This is a genomic window from Pseudomonas sp. NPDC089996 (assembly GCF_044748405.1).
Classification (GTDB): domain Bacteria; phylum Pseudomonadota; class Gammaproteobacteria; order Pseudomonadales; family Pseudomonadaceae; genus Aquipseudomonas.
On the sequence record NZ_JBIVGA010000009.1, the window covers coordinates 241,537 to 262,344 of the forward strand.

32 protein-coding genes and 1 pseudogene are annotated in these 20,808 nt (G+C 57.9%); 1 reads left to right on the plus strand and 32 read right to left on the minus strand.

What is annotated here, in order from left to right; translation table 11 throughout:
• Positions 1-6: 6 nt before the first annotated feature.
• Positions 7-1,401 (minus strand): MFS transporter, encoded by a 1,395-nt coding sequence (locus ACIPW4_RS17890; protein WP_400660152.1) that lies wholly within the window; start codon positions 1,399-1,401, stop codon positions 7-9.
• Positions 1,402-1,530: 129 nt separating this feature from the next.
• On the opposite strand from ACIPW4_RS17890, the gene uvrA reads away from it, so the two are divergent.
• The gene (gene uvrA / locus ACIPW4_RS17895; protein WP_400660155.1) at positions 1,531-4,365 is read left to right on the plus strand and encodes an excinuclease ABC subunit UvrA; all 2,835 of its coding nucleotides are present in this window, start codon (positions 1,531-1,533) and stop codon (positions 4,363-4,365) included.
• A gap of 72 nt (positions 4,366-4,437) precedes the next feature.
• Here uvrA and bfr read toward each other — a convergent pair whose 3' ends face one another.
• The 31 genes and pseudogenes from bfr to ACIPW4_RS18050 form a co-directional block, all read right to left on the minus strand.
• Positions 4,438-4,902, minus strand: coding sequence for a bacterioferritin (gene bfr / locus ACIPW4_RS17900; RefSeq protein ID WP_400660158.1), 465 nt, complete (start codon positions 4,900-4,902; stop codon positions 4,438-4,440).
• A gap of 164 nt (positions 4,903-5,066) precedes the next feature.
• On the minus strand, positions 5,067-6,506 hold the full coding sequence (locus ACIPW4_RS17905) for a catalase (protein WP_400660160.1): 1,440 nt from the start codon (positions 6,504-6,506) through the stop codon (positions 5,067-5,069).
• 170 nt (positions 6,507-6,676) lie between these two features.
• A complete protein-coding gene (gene rplQ / locus ACIPW4_RS17910; RefSeq protein WP_003255451.1) occupies positions 6,677-7,063 on the minus strand; it encodes a 50S ribosomal protein L17 in 387 nt (128 codons plus the stop codon).
• Between the two features lie 42 nt (positions 7,064-7,105).
• The gene (locus tag ACIPW4_RS17915; RefSeq protein ID WP_003255452.1) at positions 7,106-8,107 is read right to left on the minus strand and encodes a DNA-directed RNA polymerase subunit alpha; all 1,002 of its coding nucleotides are present in this window, start codon (positions 8,105-8,107) and stop codon (positions 7,106-7,108) included.
• A gap of 21 nt (positions 8,108-8,128) precedes the next feature.
• Positions 8,129-8,749, minus strand: coding sequence for a 30S ribosomal protein S4 (rpsD, locus tag ACIPW4_RS17920; protein ID WP_027917844.1), 621 nt, complete (start codon positions 8,747-8,749; stop codon positions 8,129-8,131).
• A gap of 15 nt (positions 8,750-8,764) precedes the next feature.
• Positions 8,765-9,154, minus strand: coding sequence for a 30S ribosomal protein S11 (rpsK, locus tag ACIPW4_RS17925; protein WP_003255454.1), 390 nt, complete (start codon positions 9,152-9,154; stop codon positions 8,765-8,767).
• Positions 9,155-9,172: 18 nt separating this feature from the next.
• Positions 9,173-9,529, minus strand: a complete 357-nt coding sequence (rpsM, locus tag ACIPW4_RS17930; protein ID WP_003255457.1) for a 30S ribosomal protein S13 — start codon at positions 9,527-9,529, stop codon at positions 9,173-9,175.
• Positions 9,530-9,660: 131 nt separating this feature from the next.
• On the minus strand, positions 9,661-9,777 hold the full coding sequence (gene rpmJ, locus ACIPW4_RS17935) for a 50S ribosomal protein L36 (protein ID WP_002555468.1): 117 nt from the start codon (positions 9,775-9,777) through the stop codon (positions 9,661-9,663).
• 28 nt (positions 9,778-9,805) lie between these two features.
• Positions 9,806-11,137: a preprotein translocase subunit SecY gene (secY, locus tag ACIPW4_RS17940; protein ID WP_003255459.1), complete on the minus strand. Its 1,332-nt coding sequence runs from the start codon at positions 11,135-11,137 to the stop codon at positions 9,806-9,808.
• Entirely contained in the window at positions 11,138-11,572 is a 435-nt protein-coding gene (rplO, locus tag ACIPW4_RS17945) for a 50S ribosomal protein L15 (protein ID WP_023382625.1), read from the minus strand. It lies immediately after the preceding gene.
• A 3-nt stretch (positions 11,573-11,575) separates the two neighbouring features.
• On the minus strand, positions 11,576-11,752 hold the full coding sequence (rpmD, locus tag ACIPW4_RS17950; protein ID WP_003255463.1) for a 50S ribosomal protein L30: 177 nt from the start codon (positions 11,750-11,752) through the stop codon (positions 11,576-11,578).
• 2 nt (positions 11,753-11,754) lie between these two features.
• Positions 11,755-12,255: a 30S ribosomal protein S5 gene (gene rpsE / locus ACIPW4_RS17955; RefSeq protein WP_023382626.1), complete on the minus strand. Its 501-nt coding sequence runs from the start codon at positions 12,253-12,255 to the stop codon at positions 11,755-11,757.
• A gap of 3 nt (positions 12,256-12,258) precedes the next feature.
• Positions 12,259-12,609, minus strand: a complete 351-nt coding sequence (gene rplR / locus ACIPW4_RS17960; RefSeq protein ID WP_003255467.1) for a 50S ribosomal protein L18 — start codon at positions 12,607-12,609, stop codon at positions 12,259-12,261.
• Between the two features lie 10 nt (positions 12,610-12,619).
• On the minus strand, positions 12,620-13,153 hold the full coding sequence (gene rplF / locus ACIPW4_RS17965; protein WP_167063069.1) for a 50S ribosomal protein L6: 534 nt from the start codon (positions 13,151-13,153) through the stop codon (positions 12,620-12,622).
• A gap of 12 nt (positions 13,154-13,165) precedes the next feature.
• On the minus strand, positions 13,166-13,558 hold the full coding sequence (rpsH, locus tag ACIPW4_RS17970) for a 30S ribosomal protein S8 (protein WP_003255471.1): 393 nt from the start codon (positions 13,556-13,558) through the stop codon (positions 13,166-13,168).
• 209 nt (positions 13,559-13,767) lie between these two features.
• A complete protein-coding gene (gene rpsN / locus ACIPW4_RS17975) occupies positions 13,768-14,073 on the minus strand; it encodes a 30S ribosomal protein S14 (protein WP_008089807.1) in 306 nt (101 codons plus the stop codon).
• A 13-nt stretch (positions 14,074-14,086) separates the two neighbouring features.
• On the minus strand, positions 14,087-14,626 hold the full coding sequence (rplE, locus tag ACIPW4_RS17980; RefSeq protein WP_003255474.1) for a 50S ribosomal protein L5: 540 nt from the start codon (positions 14,624-14,626) through the stop codon (positions 14,087-14,089).
• 20 nt (positions 14,627-14,646) lie between these two features.
• Positions 14,647-14,961, minus strand: a complete 315-nt coding sequence (gene rplX / locus ACIPW4_RS17985) for a 50S ribosomal protein L24 (RefSeq protein WP_003255476.1) — start codon at positions 14,959-14,961, stop codon at positions 14,647-14,649.
• A gap of 11 nt (positions 14,962-14,972) precedes the next feature.
• Positions 14,973-15,341 carry a 50S ribosomal protein L14 gene (rplN, locus tag ACIPW4_RS17990; protein ID WP_008089810.1) on the minus strand — a complete coding sequence of 123 codons (369 nt, stop codon included), beginning with the start codon at positions 15,339-15,341 and terminating at the stop codon, positions 14,973-14,975.
• Positions 15,342-15,364: 23 nt separating this feature from the next.
• Entirely contained in the window at positions 15,365-15,631 is a 267-nt protein-coding gene (rpsQ, locus tag ACIPW4_RS17995; protein WP_008089812.1) for a 30S ribosomal protein S17, read from the minus strand.
• Positions 15,632-15,633: 2 nt separating this feature from the next.
• Entirely contained in the window at positions 15,634-15,825 is a 192-nt protein-coding gene (gene rpmC, locus ACIPW4_RS18000) for a 50S ribosomal protein L29 (protein WP_002555481.1), read from the minus strand.
• Entirely contained in the window at positions 15,825-16,238 is a 414-nt protein-coding gene (gene rplP, locus ACIPW4_RS18005) for a 50S ribosomal protein L16 (protein WP_003255479.1), read from the minus strand. The genes rpmC and rplP overlap by 1 nt, the downstream gene beginning before the upstream one ends.
• 12 nt (positions 16,239-16,250) lie before the next feature.
• Entirely contained in the window at positions 16,251-16,937 is a 687-nt protein-coding gene (gene rpsC, locus ACIPW4_RS18010; RefSeq protein ID WP_003255481.1) for a 30S ribosomal protein S3, read from the minus strand.
• A gap of 13 nt (positions 16,938-16,950) precedes the next feature.
• Positions 16,951-17,283, minus strand: coding sequence for a 50S ribosomal protein L22 (rplV, locus tag ACIPW4_RS18015; RefSeq protein ID WP_003103908.1), 333 nt, complete (start codon positions 17,281-17,283; stop codon positions 16,951-16,953).
• Positions 17,284-17,294: 11 nt separating this feature from the next.
• Positions 17,295-17,570 carry a 30S ribosomal protein S19 gene (rpsS, locus tag ACIPW4_RS18020; RefSeq protein ID WP_003255482.1) on the minus strand — a complete coding sequence of 92 codons (276 nt, stop codon included), beginning with the start codon at positions 17,568-17,570 and terminating at the stop codon, positions 17,295-17,297.
• A gap of 16 nt (positions 17,571-17,586) precedes the next feature.
• Positions 17,587-18,411, minus strand: coding sequence for a 50S ribosomal protein L2 (gene rplB, locus ACIPW4_RS18025; protein ID WP_003255483.1), 825 nt, complete (start codon positions 18,409-18,411; stop codon positions 17,587-17,589).
• A 14-nt stretch (positions 18,412-18,425) separates the two neighbouring features.
• A complete protein-coding gene (rplW, locus tag ACIPW4_RS18030) occupies positions 18,426-18,725 on the minus strand; it encodes a 50S ribosomal protein L23 (RefSeq protein ID WP_003255484.1) in 300 nt (99 codons plus the stop codon).
• The gene (rplD, locus tag ACIPW4_RS18035) at positions 18,722-19,324 is read right to left on the minus strand and encodes a 50S ribosomal protein L4 (protein ID WP_027917846.1); all 603 of its coding nucleotides are present in this window, start codon (positions 19,322-19,324) and stop codon (positions 18,722-18,724) included. The genes rplW and rplD overlap by 4 nt, the downstream gene beginning before the upstream one ends.
• Positions 19,325-19,336: 12 nt before the next feature.
• Positions 19,337-19,972, minus strand: a complete 636-nt coding sequence (gene rplC / locus ACIPW4_RS18040; RefSeq protein WP_027917847.1) for a 50S ribosomal protein L3 — start codon at positions 19,970-19,972, stop codon at positions 19,337-19,339.
• An 80-nt stretch (positions 19,973-20,052) separates the two neighbouring features.
• Entirely contained in the window at positions 20,053-20,364 is a 312-nt protein-coding gene (rpsJ, locus tag ACIPW4_RS18045; protein WP_003186070.1) for a 30S ribosomal protein S10, read from the minus strand.
• Between the two features lie 141 nt (positions 20,365-20,505).
• Positions 20,506-20,808 (minus strand): annotated as a pseudogene (locus tag ACIPW4_RS18050) (elongation factor Tu); the annotation flags it as partial.

Genomic DNA, 20,808 nt, shown 5'->3' on the forward strand with positions numbered 1-20,808 from the left:
GTTCTCCTAGGCTTCGCACGCCGAAGAGGCTGGATTAACCAGTCGCTCGAGGGTCGCACGGTCCAAAATTTTCGTATCCAGTTTGATATAGATAGCGGCTTCATCTGCCACCACCACGGCATCGCTCACACCCGGCACGGCCATCAGGCGCTCGGTCAAGCCGGCTTCCCGAACGGCTTCTGGCGTCAGCGGCATGCGCAGGCTGGTCACATAGGGCGGCTCGTTCATGCGCAAGGCGACGACCAACCAGATGGCACACAGGATTGCGCAACCAAGGAACACCATGTTCAGCCCGCCGTGCTGGAACAGCCAGCCACCGAGGATTCCTCCCAGTGCGGCGCCGAGGAACTGGCTGGTGGAATACACCCCCATCGCCGTCCCCTTGCCGCCAGCAGGCGACACCTTGCTCACCAGTGAAGGCAACGAAGCCTCCAGCAGGTTGAATGCGGTAAAGAATACCACGGTGCCAATCACCAGTCCGCGCAAACCGTCAGCCCACTGCCAGAAGAATATCTCCGTCAGCAGCAGCACACTGACCGCACCGGCCAACACACGTTTCATCTTGCGCTTTTTTTCGCCGTAGATGATGAACGGGACCATTGCAAAAAATGAGATGAACAGCGCGGTCAGGTACACCCACCAGTGCTGCTCTTTTGGCAGACCGCCGCGCTCGACGAAGGCCAGCGGCAATGCGACGAAGCTGGCCATGAGGATGGCGTGGAGGATGAAAATGCTCACGTCCAGGCGCAGAAGGTCCGGATGGCGCAGGGTCGGGCCGATGGCCTGGCGCGCTACACCTGACTCGCGGTGCTGCAGAATGCTGTGGGAGTTGGGCACCACGAAGGCGACCAGCAGGATGCCGACCAGGGCCAGTCCTGCAGTGGCCAGGAACAAACCTGACAAACCAAAGGCACTTGTCAGCAGTGGGCCGATGACCATGGCCACGGCGAACGACAACCCGATGCTCATGCCGATCATGGCCATGGCCTTGGTTCGGTGTTGCTCGCGGGTCAGGTCGGACAGCAGTGCCATGACCGCTGCGGAAATCGCCCCGGCGCCCTGCAGGATGCGCCCGGCGATCACGCCCCAGATGGAATCGGCCTGGGCTGCCAGTACGCTGCCCAGGGCAAAGATCAACAGCCCCAGGTAAATGATCGGGCGGCGGCCGATGCGGTCGGAAATCATCCCGAACGGGATCTGCAGTACGGCCTGGGTCAGGCCATAGGCGCCAATGGCCAGGCCGATCAGCGCGGGCGTGGCGCCAGCCAGGTCCATGCCGTAGGTGGCCAGCACCGGCAAGACCATGAACATGCCCAGCATACGAAAGGCAAAGACCAGGGCCAGGCCGCCAGCAGCACGGGTTTCGCCGCTGCTCATGCGCTCGTTGTGGGTGTCGTGCATGGATAAACCTCGTGTGAACCGGCGGCGATTCTATCAGTCCGACAGCTTGACGGCATCTACGCGACGCTTTGCCGCGTACTGGCAGCGCGCCGTATACTTCCTTGTTTATGCCCGCCGAGCGAGGCCGCAGTGGACAAGATCCTGATTCGTGGGGCGCGTACCCACAACCTGAAGAACATCGACCTGACCCTGCCGCGGGACAAGCTGATCGTGATCACCGGCCTGTCCGGCTCCGGCAAGTCGTCCCTGGCATTCGACACCCTCTATGCCGAAGGTCAGCGTCGCTACGTGGAATCGCTGTCGGCCTATGCCCGGCAATTCCTGTCGATGATGGAAAAGCCCGACGTCGATACCATCGAGGGCCTGTCGCCAGCCATTTCCATCGAGCAGAAGTCGACTTCGCATAACCCGCGCTCAACGGTCGGCACCATCACCGAGATCTACGACTACCTGCGCCTGCTGTATGCCCGCGTTGGTACGCCGCGCTGTCCGGACCACGACATCCCCCTGGAAGCGCAAACGATCAGCCAGATGGTCGACCTGGTGCTGGAGCGCCCGGAAGGCAGCAAGTTGATGCTACTGGCGCCGGTAGTGCGCGAGCGCAAGGGCGAGCACCTGGCGGTGTTCGACGAACTACGCGCCCAGGGCTTCGTCCGTGCACGGGTCAACGGCAAGCTCTACGAGCTGGACGAACTGCCCAAACTGGACAAGCAGAAAAAGCACAGCATCGACGTGGTGGTGGACCGCTTCAAGGTCCGCGCCGACCTGCAGCAGCGCCTGGCCGAGTCGTTCGAGACTGCGCTGAAGCTGGCAGACGGCATTGCTCTGGTAGCGCCAATGGACGACGAGCCCGGTGAAGAGATGATCTTCTCCGCACGCTTCGCCTGCCCGGTGTGCGGCCATGCGATCAGCGAACTGGAGCCGAAACTGTTCTCCTTCAACAACCCGGCCGGTGCCTGCCCCACTTGTGACGGCCTTGGCGTGAAGCAGTTCTTCGACACCAAGCGCCTGGTCAACAGCGAGCTGACTCTGGCCGAGGGCGCGATCCGCGGCTGGGACCGGCGCAATGTGTATTACTTCCAGATGCTCGGCTCGCTGGCTGCTCATTACGGCTTCAGCCTGGAGGAGCCGTTCGGCGAACTGTCGGCCGAGCACCAGAAAGTCATCCTGCAAGGGAGCGGCAAGCAGAGCGTCGACTTCAAGTACCTCAACGACCGCGGCGACATCGTCAAGCGCTCGCACCCGTTCGAAGGCATCGTGCCGAACCTGGAGCGGCGTTACCGTGAGACCGAGTCGGCCACCGTGCGTGAAGAGCTGGCCAAGTTCCTCGGCACCCAACCCTGCCCGGACTGCCGCGGCACCCGCCTGCGCCGCGAAGCGCGCCATGTGTGGGTGGGCGAGAAAACCCTGCCGGCGGTGACCAATTTACCGATCGGCGAAGCCAGCAGCTACTTCGGCGAACTGACCCTGACTGGCCGACGCGGCGAAATCGCGGCGAAGATCCTCAAAGAAATCTGCGAGCGCCTGCAGTTCCTGGTCAATGTCGGCCTCGACTACCTGACCCTGGACCGCAGCGCCGATACGCTGTCTGGCGGTGAAGCCCAGCGCATCCGCCTGGCCAGCCAGATCGGTGCGGGCCTGGTCGGGGTGATGTACATCCTCGATGAACCATCCATCGGTCTTCATCAGCGCGACAACGATCGCCTGCTGGCCACCCTCAACCACCTGCGCGATCTGGGTAACACCGTGATCGTGGTGGAGCACGACGAGGACGCCATCCGCCTGGCCGACTACGTGGTCGACATCGGCCCGGGTGCCGGTGTGCACGGCGGCCAGATCGTCGCCGAGGGCTCGCCGCAGGAGGTCATGGACCACCCTGACTCATTGACCGGCAAGTACCTGTCCGGGCGCAAGAAGATCGTCGTGCCGGCCAAGCGCACCCCGCGCAACAAGAAGCTGCAGCTCAAGCTCAAGGGTGCGCGTGGCAACAACCTGCAGAACGTCGACCTTGAAGTGCCGATCGGCCTGCTGACCTGTGTGACCGGCGTGTCCGGCTCGGGCAAGTCGACGCTGATCAACAATACGCTGTACCCCCTCGCTGCCACCGCACTGAATGGCGCAAGCAGCCTGGAAGCCGCACCGCACGGCAGCATGGACGGCCTCCAGCACCTCGACAAGGTGGTGGATATCGACCAGAGCCCGATCGGCCGCACACCTCGCTCGAACCCGGCGACCTACACCGGGATCTTCACCCCGATTCGCGAACTGTTCTCCGGCGTGCCGGAATCGCGTTCGCGTGGCTACGGCCCAGGGCGTTTCTCGTTCAACGTCAAAGGTGGCCGTTGCGAAGCCTGCCAGGGCGATGGCCTGATCAAGGTGGAGATGCACTTCCTGCCGGACATCTACGTGCCCTGCGACGTGTGCAAGAGCAAGCGCTACAACCGCGAAACCCTGGAGATCAAATACAAGGGCAAGAACATCCACGAGGTGCTGGAAATGACCATCGAGGATGCCCGCGAGTTCTTCGATGCGGTGCCGGCGCTGGCGCGCAAGCTGCAGACCTTGATGGACGTGGGCCTCTCGTACATCAAGCTCGGGCAGTCGGCGACCACCTTGTCCGGTGGCGAGGCGCAGCGGGTGAAGCTGTCCCGGGAGCTGTCCAAGCGCGATACCGGCAAGACCTTGTACATTCTCGACGAACCGACCACCGGCCTGCACTTTGCCGATATCCAGCAACTGCTGGACGTATTGCATCGCCTGCGAGACCACGGCAACACCGTGGTCGTGATCGAGCACAACCTGGATGTGATCAAGACCGCCGACTGGTTGGTGGATCTGGGGCCGGAAGGCGGTTCCAAGGGCGGTCAGATCATCGCCTGCGGTACGCCAGAAGAACTAAGCAAGATGAAGCAGTCGTATACCGGGCACTATCTCAAGCCACTGCTGGAGCGTGACCGGGCCTGAGCAGCCTCGGTGACATGAAAAAGCCCCTGGTACCGTGAGTGCCAGGGGCTTTTTTGTGAGGCTGTGGATAACTTACATCTGCGACTGCAGGTAGTTTTCCAGGCCAATCGCCTTGATCAGGCCCTGCTGCTTTTCCAGCCAGTAGGTGTGATCTTCTTCGGTGTCGGCCAGCTGCGCGCGCAGGACGTCACGGCTGATGTAGTCCTTGTGCAGTTCGCACAGCTCAATGCCTTTGCACAACGCGCCCCGCACCTTGTATTCGAGCTTGAGGTCGGCCTCGATCATCTCGGGCACAGTGCTGCCCACTTCCAGGTCGTCCGCACGCATATCAGGTGTGCCTTCGAGCATGAGGATACGGCGCATCAGGGCATCGGCGTGCTGCGTTTCTTCTTCCATCTCGTGGTTGATACGTTCGTAGAGCTTGGACAGGCCCCAGTCTTCGTACATGCGCGAGTGGATGAAATACTGGTCACGTGCGGCCAGTTCGCCCTTCAGCAACGTGACGAGGTAATTGATTACGTCCGGGTGACCTTGCATCGCCCTGCTTCTCCATGTGAAAACGGCTAGATGCAGATAGTGTGAACCAGCTTTTGCTCGCGGTCACTGAAAAACGCGCAATAAGATGCAAATAATCGGTTAAACAGTAGTGATATTCATTGAAAAACCGCCCAAATGAGGGCGGTTCTACTTATCATTTCGACTCAGGCGAGATGAATGCCCAATGCCTCGGCAATAGCTTCCCCATAGGCCGGGTCTGCCTTGAAGAAGTACTGCAACTGGCGCTGGACCACATCCTCACTGACGCCCGCCATCGTGCCGGCGATGTTGCTGACAAGCAGGGCCTTCTGATCGCCGCTCATCAGGCGGAACAGCGCACCGGCGTGGCTGAAGTAGTCGTTGTCTTCACGATGATCGTGCCGATCCGCTGCTCCACTGAGGGCGAGCGCTGGTTCGGCATGCCGTGGCGACTGCTTCGGCGCATCGGCGTAGCTGTTGGGCTCGTAGTTCGGAGCACTGCCATAACTGCCCACGGCCATGGAACCGTCACGCTGGTAGCTGTTCACCGGACTGCGCGGGGCGTTCACCGGCAGCTGCTGGTGGTTGGTGCCCACGCGGTAGCGATGTGCATCGGCATAGGCGAATACGCGGCCCTGCAGCATGCGGTCAGGCGAGAGGCCGACACCCGGGACCATGTTGCTCGGAGCAAACGCCGCCTGTTCCACTTCGGCAAAGTAGTTGAGCGGGTTGCGGTTAAGTTCCAGTACACCGACTTCGATCAACGGGTAATCCTTCTGCGACCAGGTCTTGGTCACATCGAATGGGTTTTCGTCGCGGCCGGCCGCCTCGGCCTCACTCATTACCTGGATGCACACGGACCAGCGCGGGAAGTCACCACGCTCAATGGCTTCGAACAGGTCGCGCTGGGCGTAGTCTGGGTCGGTACCAGCAAGGCGTGCTGCGTCGGCCGGGGCAAGGTTCTTGATGCCTTGCTGGGTCTTGAAGTGCCATTTGACCCAGGTGCGTTCACCTTGTGCATTGATCAGGCTGTAAGTGTGGCTGCCGAAACCGTGCATGTGCCGGTAACCGTCCGGGATACCTCGATCAGAGAACAGAATGGTGACCTGATGGAGCGCCTCGGGCGAATGCGACCAGAAGTCCCACATCATTTGGGCGTTCTTCAGGTTGGTGTGGGGGTGGCGCTTCTGGGTGTGGATAAAATCCGGAAACTTGAGGGGATCGCGGATGAAGAACACAGGCGTGTTGTTGCCAACGATGTCCCAGTTGCCTTCCTCTGTGTAGAACTTCACCGCAAAGCCGCGTGGGTCGCGCTCGGTGTCCGCCGAGCCGCGCTCGCCACCGACGGTCGAGAACCGCAGGAAGCTCTCGGTCTGCTTGCCGATCTGTTCGAACAGCCTGGCGCTGGTGTATGAGGTGATATCGCGGGTCACCGTGAACGTACCGTAGGCACCCGAGCCTTTGGCATGTACACGGCGCTCAGGGATGTTCTCGCGGTTGAAGTGGGCAAGCTTCTCGATCAGATGAAAGTCGTCAAGCAGCAGCGGGCCACGCGGGCCAGCGGAACGGGAATTCTGGTTGTCAGCAACGGGGGCACCGCTGGCGGTGGTGAGAATCTTGCTCATGGGCTCTCCTTATCGGGCTTCGTGCACCGTTATCGGGTTGACAAGGAGTATCGACGAGCGGTCATCTCATAACAAATTCATTACATGACTTGCATCAATAGAAATTAACAATACCTGCAAGCACAAAAAACCGGGCACTGGGCCCGGTTCTTTGTAGCAGACAGAACGTCTTACTCAGCAGCTTCTACAGCACCGCCGACCGGACGATCAACCAGCTCGACGTACGCCATAGGCGCGTTGTCGCCAGCGCGGAAACCGCACTTCAGGATGCGCAGGTAGCCGCCCTGACGGGTGGCGTAACGCTTGCCCAGGTCGTTGAACAGTTTGCCAACAGCGGACTTCGAACGGGTACGGTCGAAGGCCAGACGACGGTTAGCAACGCTGTCTTCCTTGGCCAGGGTGATCAGCGGCTCGGCAACGCGGCGCAGTTCCTTGGCTTTCGGCAGGGTGGTTTTGATCAGCTCGTGCTCGATCAACGACACTGCCATGTTCTGGAACATAGCCTTGCGGTGAGAGCTGGTACGGCTCAGGTGACGTCCACTTTTACGATGACGCATGATTCATTCCTTACCAAACACTACGTTCGGTGATTACGACGATCAGGCGGTCGCCTTGTCGTCTTTCTTAAGACTTGCAGGCGGCCAGTTGTCGAGGCGCATGCCGAGAGACAGACCACGAGAGGCCAGGACGTCCTTGATTTCAGTCAGGGACTTCTTGCCAAGGTTAGGAGTCTTCAACAGCTCTACTTCGGTACGCTGAATCAGGTCGCCGATGTAGTAGATGTTCTCCGCCTTGAGGCAGTTGGCCGAACGTACAGTCAGTTCCAGGTCGTCAACCGGGCGCAGCAGGATCGGATCGATCTCGTCTTCCTGCTCGACTACGACAGGCTCGCTGTCACCTTTGAGGTCGACGAACGCGGCCAGCTGCTGTTGCAGGATGGTCGCAGCGCGGCGGATAGCCTCTTCAGGATCCAGGGTGCCGTTGGTTTCCAGATCAATGACCAGCTTGTCCAGGTTGGTACGCTGTTCAACACGGGCGTTTTCGACCACATAGGCGATACGACGCACCGGGCTGAACGAAGCGTCCAGCTGCAGACGGCCAATGCTACGGCTTTCGTCTTCGTCGGTTTGACGGGAGTCGGCCGGCTCGTAACCGCGACCACGAGCTACGGTGAGCTTCATGTTCAGGGCGCCGTTGGACGCCAGGTTCGCGATCACGTGATCGGGGTTGACGATCTCGACATCGTGATCCAGCTGAATATCGGCAGCGGTAACCACCCCCGAACCCTTTTTCGACAAGGTCAGCGTAACTTCGTCACGACCGTGCAGCTTGATAGCCAGGCCTTTCAGGTTCAACAGGATTTCAATTACGTCTTCCTGAACACCTTCGATCGCGGAGTACTCATGGAGTACACCATCGATCTCGGCCTCGACTACTGCACAGCCAGGCATGGAGGACAACAGGATGCGGCGCAGCGCGTTGCCCAGGGTGTGGCCAAAGCCACGCTCGAGAGGCTCGAGCGTGATCTTGGCGCGGGTTGGACTGACTACCTGCACATCAATGTGGCGGGGAGTCAGGAACTCATTTACCGAAATCTGCATGGATGCACCTATTTCTAGCCCTTACTTGGAGTAGAGCTCGACAATCAGGTTTTCGTTGATGTCGGCAGACAGATCGCCACGAGCTGGAACGTTCTTGAAAACGCCCGACTTTTTAGCGGAATCTACGTCTACCCACTCAACGCGGCCACGCTGGGCGCACAGTTCAAGGGCTTGAACAATGCGCAGCTGGTTCAGCGACTTCTCGCGAACCGCGACCACGTCACCCGGACGAACTTGGTAGGATGGAATGTTTACAGTCTTACCGTTGACGCTGATCGCTTTGTGCGAAACCAGCTGACGGGACTCGGAACGAGTCGAGCCGAAGCCCATACGGTAAACGACGTTATCCAGACGGCACTCGAGCAGTTGCAGCAGGTTCTCACCGGTTGCGCCTTTTTTCGAGGCAGCAGCTTGGTAGTAACCGCGGAACTGACGCTCCAGAACACCGTAGATACGACGGACTTTTTGTTTCTCGCGCAGCTGGGTACCGTAGTCGGACTGACGGCCACGGCGCTGGCCGTGGATACCTGGGGCTGCTTCGATGTTGCACTTCGATTCCAGAGCGCGAACGCCGCTCTTCAGGAACAGGTCGGTGCCTTCACGACGAGACAGTTTGCATTTTGGACCAATGTAACGTGCCATTCTTCTGTCTCCTGATTACACGCGACGCTTCTTCGGCGGACGGCACCCGTTATGCGGGATAGGCGTCACGTCGGTGATGCTGGCGATCTTGTAGCCGCAGCTGTTCAGTGCACGAACGGCGGATTCACGACCTGGACCTGGACCCTTGACGTTGACGTCGAGGTTCTTCAGACCATATTCCAGCGCAGCTTGACCAGCACGCTCAGCAGCAATCTGAGCTGCGAACGGGGTGGATTTGCGCGAACCACGGAAACCCGAACCACCGGAAGTAGCCCAGGACAATGCATTGCCCTGACGATCGGTGATGGTCACGATGGTGTTGTTGAAAGAAGCGTGGATGTGGGCGATGCCATCAACCACTGTCTTTTTGACTTTCTTACGAGGACGAGCAGCAGGTTTTGCCATGTCTATATTCCTGGGCGATTACTTGCGGATCGGCTTACGCGGGCCCTTACGGGTGCGTGCGTTGGTCTTGGTGCGCTGACCGCGAACCGGCAGACCTTTACGATGACGCAGGCCGCGGTAGCAACCCAGGTCCATCAAGCGCTTGATCTTCATGTTGATGTCACGACGCAGGTCACCTTCGGTGGTGAACTTCGCGACTTCGCCACGCAGGGTTTCGATTTGCTCGTCGCTCAGATCCTTGATCTTTGCGGCTGGGTTGACACCAGCGTCTGCACAAATCTTCTGTGCAGTTGTGCGACCGACACCATAGATGTAGGTCAGCGAGATAACAGTATGCTTGTTATCTGGAATGTTGACGCCTGCAATACGGGCCATTCAGTGGGACTCCAATTGACAGCTACCTACGCCCCGGAAGCCAAGAAATAGGGCGCGAGATAATATCGCTGTAGAAACGAATAATCAACCCAGCAGCACACTAGCTGCTGGGTTTGAAGCGCAGATCACACTCAGCCTTGGCGCTGTTTGTGACGCGGTTCCGCGCTGCAGATCACTCGTACGACGCCTTCGCGACGGATGATCTTGCAGTTACGGCACAGCTTTTTCACCGATGCACGAACTTTCATTACCGACTCCTCGAACCTTAGGGGCGTATCAGCGCAGCAAACCGCTGCCGCCGTAGCCTTTCAGGTTGGCTTTCTTCATCAGGGATTCGTACTGGTGCGAAACGAGGTGCGATTGTACTTGGGACATGAAGTCCATCACAACCACTACCACAATCAGCAACGAGGTCCCGCCAAGGTAGAACGGCACATTTGCTGCCACCACCAGGAACTGGGGCAGAAGGCAGACGGCCATCATGTAAAGAGCACCGAACATGGTCAGACGAGTCAGAACGCCATCAATGTAGCGTGCGGACTGCTCACCAGGACGGATACCCGGAATAAAGGCACCGGACTTCTTCAGGTTTTCCGCTACGTCTTTCGGGTTGAACATCAACGCTGTGTAGAAGAAGCAGAAGAAAATGATCCCTGCGCTAAACAGCAGAATGTTCAACGGCTGACCAGGAGCGATCGACTGCGAGATGTCCTGCAGCCAGCCCATACCTTCTGACTGACCGAACCAGGCACCCAGCGAAGCCGGGAACAGCAGAATGCTGCTCGCGAAAATGGCCGGGATAACCCCCGCCATGTTCACCTTCAGCGGCAAGTGGCTGGTCTGCGCCGCGAAGACCTTGCGGCCCTGCTGACGCTTGGCGTAGTGAACGGCGATTCGACGCTGACCACGCTCAATGAACACCACGAAACCGATGATCGCTACTGCAAGCAAACCGATTGCGACCAGGGCGAAAATGTTGATATCGCCTGTGCGTGCAGACTCGAAAGACTGCCCGATTGCTCTCGGAAGACCGGCAACGATACCTGCGAAGATCAACATCGAGATACCGTTGCCCACACCGCGCTCGGTGATCTGCTCACCCAGCCACATCATGAACATCGCGCCTGCCACGAAGGTGGAGACGGCAACGACATGGAAGCCGAGGCCTGCAGAAAACGCCACGCCCTGGTTGGCCAGGCCAATGGACATGCCAATAGCTTGAACCAGTGCCAGGATAACGGTGCCGTAGCGGGTGTACTGGCTGATCTTGCGACGGCCAGCTTCACCTTCCTTCTTCAACTGCTCCAGTTGCGGGCTGACCGCAGTCATCAGCTGCATGATGATCGATGCCGAAATGTACGGCATGATCCCCAGTGCAAAGATGCTCATGCGCTCAAGCGCGCCACCGGAAAACATGTTGAACAAGCTAAGAATGGTCCCCTCATTCTGCCGAAACAGATCCGCCAGACGGTCTGGATTGATGCCAGGAACCGGGATATGCGCACCTATCCGATAGACGATGATCGCCATGAACAGAAAGCGCAGACGAGCCCAGAGTTCCGACATCCCGCCCTTACCGAGCGAAGAGAGAGCACCTTGCTTAGCCATTTATTCCTCGAATTTGCCGCCAGCTGCTTCGATAGCCGCACGCGCACCCTTGGTGGCTGCGATGCCCTTGATGGTGACTGCGCGAGTGACTTCGCCAGACAGCATGATTTTCACACGCTGTACGTTCTGGCCAATCACGTTGGCGTCCTTCAGGGACTGTACGGAAACCACGTCGCCTTCCACTTTGGCCAGCTCGGACAGACGCACTTCAGCGCGGTCCATGGCTTTCAGGGAAACGAAGCCGAACTTCGGCAGACGACGGTGCAGCGGCTGTTGACCGCCTTCGAAGCCAGGAGCGATCGAACCGCCCGAACGGGAAGTCTGACCTTTGTGGCCACGGCCGCCGGTCTTACCCAGACCGCTACCGATACCACGACCTGGACGATGCTTCTCGCGACGGGAACCCGGCGCTGGACTCAGATCATTGAGTTTCATCGATTAACCCTCGACCTTCAGCATGTAGTAAGCCTTGTTGATCATCCCGCGGTTCTCGGGAGTATCCTGGACTTCTACAGTGTGACCGATGCGACGCAGACCCAGACCTTTAACGCACAGTTTGTGGTTAGGCAGGCGGCCCGAGACGCTCTTGATCAGCGTTACTTTTACGGTTGCCATGATTAGATGATCTCCTCAACGCTCTTGCCGCGCTTGGCAGCAATGGACTCAGGAGATTGCATGGCTTTCAGACCCTTGAAGGTGGCGTAAACCACGTTCACCGGGTTGGTCGAACCGTAGCACTTGGCCAGGACGTTCTGAACACCAGCAACTTCCAGGACGGCACGCATGGCGCCGCCGGCGATGATACCGGTACCTTCCGAGGCAGGCTGCATGTAAACCTTCGAGGCGCCGTGGGCAGCCTTGGTGGCGTACTGCAGGGTGGTGCCCTTCAGGTCAACCTGGATCATGTTGCGACGAGCAGCTTCCATGGCTTTCTGGATCGCAGCAGGTACTTCGCGCGACTTGCCACGGCCGAAACCAACGCGACCCTTGCCATCACCTACCACGGTCAGCGCGGTGAAGGTGAAGATACGGCCGCCTTTAACGGTTTTGGCTACGCGGTTAACTTGAACCAGCTTCTCGATGTAGCCTTCGTCGCGCTTTTGATCGTTATTTGCCATAACTTAGAACTCCAGCCCGCCTTCACGAGCAGCATCAGCCAGCGCTTTGACGCGGCCATGGTACTTGAAGCCGGAACGGTCAAAGGCAACTTGAGATACACCGGCGGCTTTCGCACGCTCAGCTACCAGCTTGCCAACCTTAGTGGCCGCGTCGATGTTGCCAGTGGCGCCATCACGCAGGTCTTTGTCCAAGGTCGAGGCGCTTGCCAGAACCTTGCTGCCGTCGGCCGAAATGACCTGGGCGTAGATGTGCTGCGAGGAGCGGAACACGCACAGGCGCACGACTTCGAGTTCGTGCATCTTGAGGCGTGCTTTGCGAGCGCGACGCAGTCGAATAACTTTTTTGTCGGTCATTTGCTAGGCCCTACTTCTTCTTGGCTTCTTTACGACGGACTACTTCATCCGCGTAACGCACACCCTTGCCTTTGTAAGGCTCTGGCGGACGGAACCCGCGGATTTCAGCGGCCACCTGACCTACCAGCTGCTTGTCGATGCCCTTGATCAGGATATCGGTCTGGCTAGGCGTTTCAGCGGTGATACCGGCTGGCAGTTCGTAGTCCACTGGGTGAGAGAAGCCCAGGGCCAGGTTCAGGATTTCGCCTTTGGCCTGTGCCTTGTAACCAACACCGACCAGCTGGAGCTTGCGCTCGAAGCCTTGGCTTACGCCCTGGACCATGTTGTTCACCAGGGCGCGGGTAGTACCGGCCATGGCGCGAGCTTGCTGGTCACCGTTGCGAGCGACGAAACGCAGCTCGCCAGACTCTTCGGTAACTTCAACAGACGAGTGAACGTTCAGTTCGAGAGTGCCTTTGGCACCCTTCACCGAAAGCTGCTGACCGGCGAATTTGACTTCGACACCGGATGGCAGCTTAACGGGGTTCTTAGCGACGCGAGACATGCCTATCTCCCCTTAGAACACTGTGCACAGAACTTCGCCGCCGACACCGGCAGCGCGCGCAGCGCGGTCAGTCATCACACCTTTGTTGGTGGAGACAATAGACACGCCCAGACCGCCACGTACTTTCGGCAGGTCGGTGACGGCCTTGTACTGGCGCAGGCCAGGACGGCTGGAACGCTTCAGTTCCTCGATGACCGGACGGCCTTCGAAGTACTTCAGTTCGATCGACAGAGAAGGCTTGGCCTCACCAGTTACCTGGTAGCCGGCGATGTAACCTTCGTCTTTCAGAACTTTGGCAACCGCGACCTTCAGGGTGGAGGAAGGCATGCTTACGACGGACTTTTCAGCCATCTGGGCATTACGGATGCGAGTTAGCATGTCCGCTAACGGGTCCTGCATACTCATGGGCTAGATGCTCCTGATACAAGAAATATTAGCCTTGCGGCTATCACAACCACCCGAACGGGCAGGGTAAAAAACCCAGGCTCGGGTGAGCCGGTCATTCTAGACACAAGGCAGAAACGAAACAAGCCCCACGAGGGGGCTTGTTTGTTGGCGAGGTCACCGGCGGTCGGAAGATTGCTCCCCTTGCGCCGGGATCACACCTGCAGCGTTTACCAGGAGGCTTTGACCAGGCCTGGTACGTCGCCGCGCATTGCCGCTTGACGCAGCATGTTACGGCCCAGGCCGAACTTACGGTATACACCGTGAGGACGACCGGTCAGGCGGCAACGGTTGCGCAGACGCGCAGCGCTGGCATCACGTGGCTGCTTCTGCAGAGCGACAACGGCAGCGAAACGCTCTTCAGGAGAGGCGTTCACGTTGACGATGGTCGCTTTCAGCTCAGCACGCTTCTTGGCGAACTTGGCTACCGTGAGCTGACGCTTCAGCTCGCGGTTTTTCATGCTCTTCTTGGCCATTTTCCTACTCCAATCAGTTGCGGAACGGGAATTTGAATGCACGCAGCAGAGCGCGGCCTTCGTCATCCGAACGAGCAGTGGTGGTCAGGGTGATGTCCAAACCGCGCAGAGCATCGATCTTGTCGTAATCGATTTCCGGGAAGATGATCTGCTCTTTCACGCCCATGCTGTAGTTGCCACGACCATCGAAGGACTTGGCATTCAAGCCGCGGAAGTCGCGAACCCGAGGCAGGGAGATCGCCAGCAGGCGGTCCAGGAATTCGTACATCTTGTCGCTACGCAGGGTCACCTTGACGCCGATCGGCCATCCTTCACGGACTTTGAAGCCCGCGATGGATTTACGAGCGAAAGTCACGACCGGCTTTTGACCGGTGATCTTTTCCAGGTCGGCAACAGCGTGCTCGATGACTTTCTTGTCGCCGATCGCTTCGCCCAGACCCATGTTCAGGGTGATCTTGGTAACGCGCGGAACTTCCATCACGTTCGACAGCTTAAGTTCTTCCTTAAGCTTAGGAGCGATCTCGTTCCGGTAAATCTCTTTCAGTCGTGCCATGGTCTTCTACCTAGCAGTGTTCAAGCATCAACCGCTTTTTGGGTCGACTTGAAGACACGAATTTTCTTACCGTCTTCTACTTTGAAACCAACGCGGTCAGCTTTGTTGGTTTCGCCGTTGAAGATGGCAACGTTGGAAGCGTGCAGAGGCGCTTCTTTTTCGACGATACCGCCCTGAACGCCCGCCATCGGGTTAGGCTTGGTATGACGCTTGACCAGGTTCACGCCACCGATAACCAGACGGTCATCAGCCAGAACCTTCAGCACCTTACCGCGCTTACCTTTGTCTTTGCCGGCGATCACGATGATCTCGTCGTCACGACGAATCTTTTGCATGTCGGATCTCCTTACAGCACTTCAGGGGCGAGCGAGACGATCTTCATGAACTTCTCAGTACGAAGTTCACGGGTCACTGGCCCGAAGATGCGAGTGCCGATCGGCTCTTGCTTGGTGTTCAGCAGAACAGCAGCGTTGCCGTCGAAACGAATGATGGAACCGTCAGCGCGACGTACACCGTGACGGGTACGGACGACAACAGCAGTCATCACCTGGCCTTTTTTGACCTTACCGCGCGGAATCGCTTCCTTGACGGTTACTTTGATGATGTCACCGATGCCGGCGTAACGGCGGTGCGAACCGCCGAGCACCTTGATGCACATGACGCGACGAGCGCCGCTGTTATCGGCCACATCGAGCATGGATTGAGTCTGAATCATAAAATTTCTCCGACCCCTAGCCCTTAGACTTCAACAGCGCGTTCGAGGACTTCAACCAGTGCCCAGGACTTGGTCTTGGCCAGCGGACGGGTTTCACGGATGGAAACCTTGTCGCCGATTTTGCACTGGTTGGATTCGTCGTGCGCGTGCAGCTTAGTCGAACGCTTAACGTATTTACCGTAGATCGGGTGCTTGACGCGACGCTCGATCAGAACGGTGATGGTCTTGTCCATTTTGTCGCTGACGACACGGCCAGTCAGCGTACGGACGGTTTTTTCAGCTTCAGCCATGATCACTTACCTGCCTGCTGGTTAAGCACAGTTTTCACGCGAGCGATGTCACGCTTAACTTGCGAGAGCAGGTGCGACTGCCCCAACTGGCCAGTTGCTTTCTGCATACGCAGATTGAACTGGTCGCGCAGCAAGCCGAGCAGTTGCTCATTCAGTTGCTGTGCAGATTTTTCACGAAGTTCATTCGCTTTCATCACATCACCGTCCGCTTAACAAAGGAGGTGGCGAGAGGCAGCTTTGCAGCAGCCAGGGCGAAAGCTTCGCGCGCCAGCTCTTCAGAAACACCCTCGATCTCGTACAGGACTTTACCTGGCTGGATCTGGGCAACCCAGTATTCCACGGAGCCCTTACCTTTACCCATACGAACCTCGAGAGGCTTCTTGGAGATCGGCTTGTCCGGGAACACACGGATCCAGATCTTACCGCCACGCTTAACGTGACGGGTCAGCGCACGACGTGCGGACTCGATCTGGCGAGCGGTGAGGCGACCGCGAGCAACAGCTTTCAGGGCGAACTCGCCGAAGCTGACTTTGCTACCGCGCAGTGCCAGACCACGGTTGTGGCCAGTCATCTGCTTGCGGAATTTTGTACGCTTTGGTTGCAACATTTGGCGTACCCCTTACTTAGCAGCTTTTTTACGAGGCGCTGGTGCTTGTGGTTTCAGTTCTTCTTGGCGACCACCAATAACTTCGCCTTTGAAGATCCAAACCTTCACACCGATCACACCGTAAGTGGTGTGAGCTTCGTAGGTGTTGTAGTCGATATCGGCACGCAGGGTGTGCAGAGGCACACGACCTTCGCGATACCACTCGGTACGAGCAATCTCAGCACCGCCGAGACGACCGCTCACCTGGATCTTGATGCCCTTGGCACCAATACGCATGGCGTTCTGTACGGCGCGCTTCATGGCGCGACGGAACATTACGCGGCGTTCCAGCTGCTGAGCTACGCTCTGCGCAACCAGCATTGCGTCGAGTTCCGGCTTGCGGATCTCTTCGATGTTGATGTGCACAGGCACACCCATCTGCTTGGTCAGGTCCTGACGCAGCTTCTCGACATCTTCACCTTTCTTCCCGATAACGATACCTGGACGAGCGGTGTGGATGGTGATGCGTGCAGTTTGAGCCGGACGATGAATATCGATACGGCTTACGGACGCGCTTTTTAGTTTGTCTTGGAGGTACTCACGCGTTTTCAGATCCTTCAACAGGTAATCTGCGTAAGTAGCACCGTCTGCGTACCAGACGGAGGTGTGCTCCTTGACGATTCCCAGGCGAATGCCAGTGGGATGTACTTTCTGACCCATCTGATCGACTCCGTTACTTGTCCGCAACCTTGACAGTGATATGGCAAGACCGCTTGACGATGCGATCAGCACGGCCTTTGGCACGTGGCATGATGCGCTTCAGCGAACGCCCTTCGTTGACGAAGACGGTGGAGACCTTCAGGTCATCAACGTCAGCGCCTTCGTTGTGTTCGGCGTTGGCTACGGCCGACTCGAGGACTTTCTTCATGATTTCAGCGGCTTTTTTGCTGCTGAAGGCCAACAGGTTGAGCGCTTCGCCCACCTTCTTCCCGCGGATCTGGTCGGCGACCAAGCGGGCTTTCTGGGCGGAGATGCGAGCGCCCGACAACTTAGCGGCTACTTCCATTTCCTTACCCCTTAACGCTTGGCTTTCTTGTCAGCCACGTGCCCGCGATAGGTGCGGGTACCGGCGAACTCGCCCAGTTTGTGGCCGACCATGTCTTCGTTCACGAGAACTGGGACATGCTGGCGACCGTTGTGAACCGCGATGGTCAGACCGACCATTTGTGGCAGGATCATCGAACGACGCGACCAGGTTTTAACTGGCTTGCGATCGTTCTTCTCCACCGCCACTTCGACCTTCTTCAACAGGTGAAGATCGATAAAAGGACCTTTTTTCAGAGAACGTGGCACTGTCGTATCCCTCTAGTTACTTGCGACGACGGACGATCATGTTGTCGGTACGCTTATTACCGCGGGTCTTCGCACCCTTGGTTGGGAAGCCCCATGGCGATACCGGATGACGACCACCGGAGGTACGACCTTCACCACCACCATGTGGGTGGTCAACCGGGTTCATGGCAACACCACGAACGGTTGGGCGAACGCCGCGCCAGCGTTTGGCACCAGCTTTACCCAGCGAACGCAGGCTGTGCTCGGAGTTCGAGACTTCGCCCAGGGTCGCACGGCACTCAGCCAGGACTTTACGCATTTCACCAGAGCGCAGACGCAGGGTCACGTAGACACCTTCGCGAGCGATCAGCTGAGCCGAAGCACCAGCGGAACGTGCGATCTGAGCACCTTTACCCGGCTTCAGTTCGATGCCGTGAATGGTGCTACCTACTGGAATGTTGCGCAGCTGCAGGGAGTTACCGGCCTTGATTGGGGCCAGGGCACCTGCGATCAGCTGGTCGCCAGCGCTCACGCCTTTAGGGGCGATGATGTAGCGACGCTCACCGTCTGCGTAGCACAGCAGGGCGATGTGAGCAGTACGGTTTGGATCGTATTCGATACGCTCGACAGTGGCTGGGATGCCATCTTTGTCGTTGCGACGGAAGTCGACCAGACGGTAATGCTGCTTGTGACCACCACCAACGTGACGAGTGGTAATGCGGCCATTGTTGTTACGACCACCAGACTTCGATTTTTTCTCGATCAGCGGTGCGTGAGGAGCGCCTTTGTGCAGCTCCTTGTTGACCACCTTGACCACGAAACGGCGGCCAGGGGAAGTCGGTTTGCATTTAACGATTGCCATGATGCACCCCTTCCTTACTCAGCACTGCTGCTGAAATCGAGATCTTGGCCTGGCTGAAGGGAGACGATCGCCTTCTTCCAGTCATTACGCTTGCCCAGACCACGTGCGGTACGCTTGGTTTTACCCAGAACGTTAACAGTCGACACGTTTTCAACTTTTACGTTGAACAGGCCTTCGACAGCTTTCTTGATTTCCAGCTTGGTTGCGTCAGTAGCAACCTTGAATACGAACTGGCCTTTTTTCTCAGCCAGAACGGTAGCCTTCTCGGAAACGTGCGGGCCAAGGAGGACTTTGAATACGCGTTCCTGGTTCATCCCAGCAGCTCCTCGAATTTCTTCACGGCCGAGACGGTGATCAACACCTTCTCGTATGCGATCAGACTGACCGGGTCGGAACCTTGAACGTCACGTACATCGACGTGCGGCAGGTTGCGAGCAGCCAGGTACAGGTTCTGATCAACAGCGTCGGAAACGATCAGTACGTCGTTCAGACCCATGCCGTTCAGCTTGTTCAGCAGATCTTTGGTTTTCGGCGCTTCAACAGCGAAGTCCTGAACCACGACCAGACGGTCGCTACGCACCAGCTCAGCGAGGATGGAGCGCAGGGCTGCGCGGTACATCTTCTTGTTGAGCTTCTGCGAGTGATCTTGAGGACGAGCTGCGAAGGTTACACCACCGCCACGCCAGATCGGACCACGGGTGGTACCAGCACGAGCACGGCCAGTACCCTTCTGACGCCATGGGCGCTTACCGCCACCAGCCACGTCGGAACGGGTCTTCTGCTGCTTGGTGCCCTGACGGCCGCCGGCCATGTAGGCCACGACTGCTTGGTGTACCAGCGTCTCGTTGAATTCGCCACCGAAAGCCAGTTCGGAAACTTCGATCGCCTGAGCGTCATTTACATTAAGTTGCATGTCAGTATCCCCTTAACCGCGAGCCTTGACAGCTGGACGTACAACCACGTCGCCGCCAGTAGCGCCAGGTACGGCACCCTTGACGAGCAGCAGGTTGCGCTCAGCGTCTACGCGAACTACTTCCAGGGACTGAACAGTCACGCGCTCGGCGCCCATGTGACCGGACATTTTCTTGCCCTTGAACACACGACCAGGAGTCTGGCACTGGCCGATGGAACCTGGGACACGGTGCGACACGGAGTTACCGTGGGTGTTGTCCTGGCCACGGAAGTTCCAGCGCTTGATGGTACCGGCGAAGCCTTTACCTTTGGACTGACCAGTAACGTCAACCAGCTGGCCTGCAGTGAAGAGTTCAGCTTTGATCGAGTCGCCAGCCTGGAACTCGCCTTCTTCAAGACGGAACTCCCAGACACCGCGACCAGCGGCAACGTTAGCCTTGGCGAAGTGACCTGCCTGAGCGGCAGTCACACGCGAAGCACGACGCTCGCCGACAGTGACTTGCACTGCACGGTAGCCATCGGTTTCTTCAGTTTTGAACTGGGTGACACGATTCGGCTCGATCTCAATGACCGTGACCGGAATGGAGACACCTTCTTCGGTGAAAATGCGGGTCATACCGCACTTGCGACCGATTACACCAATAGTCATGTTGTAAACCTCATGAGTGTACGGGGCTTTCACCCGCTATGGCCGCCCATTTCAGAGCGTTACACGACTAGACCGAAGTCTTAGCCGAGGCTGATCTGTACTTCCACACCTGCCGCCAGATCAAGCTTCATCAGCGCGTCAACGGTTTTATCCGTTGGCTGGACGATGTCCAGAACACGCTTATGAGTGCGAATCTCGTACTGGTCACGCGCGTCTTTGTTGACGTGCGGGGAGACCAGAACGGTGAAACGCTCTTTGCGGGTAGGCAGTGGAATTGGACCACGCACTTGTGCACCAGTACGTTTCGCGGTTTCCACGATTTCCTGGGTGGATTGGTCGATCAGGCGATGGTCGAAAGCCTTCAACCTGATACGGATTTGCTGATTTTGCATTGGATTTCAGACTCCAGGCTGTTCCCAACGGACGCACTACGCCCGCTAAAAGGAGGCGTGATTCTATAGACGCCCCAATTTAGTGTCAACCCAATAAAAAAAACCCCCGCTGAGCGGGGGTTTTTTCAATCGGTCGAGTGATTACTCGATGATTTTGGCTACGACGCCGGCGCCGACGGTACGACCGCCTTCACGGATAGCGAAGCGCAGACCGTCTTCCATTGCGATGGTCTTGATCAGGGTGACAGTCATCTGAATGTTGTCACCTGGCATTACCATTTCAACGCCTTCCGGCAGTTCGCAGTTACCGGTCACGTCAGTGGTACGGAAGTAGAACTGAGGACGGTAGCCTTTGAAGAACGGAGTGTGACGGCCGCCTTCTTCCTTCGACAGGACGTAGACTTCTGCGGTGAACTTGGTGTGCGGCTTGACCGAACCTGGCTT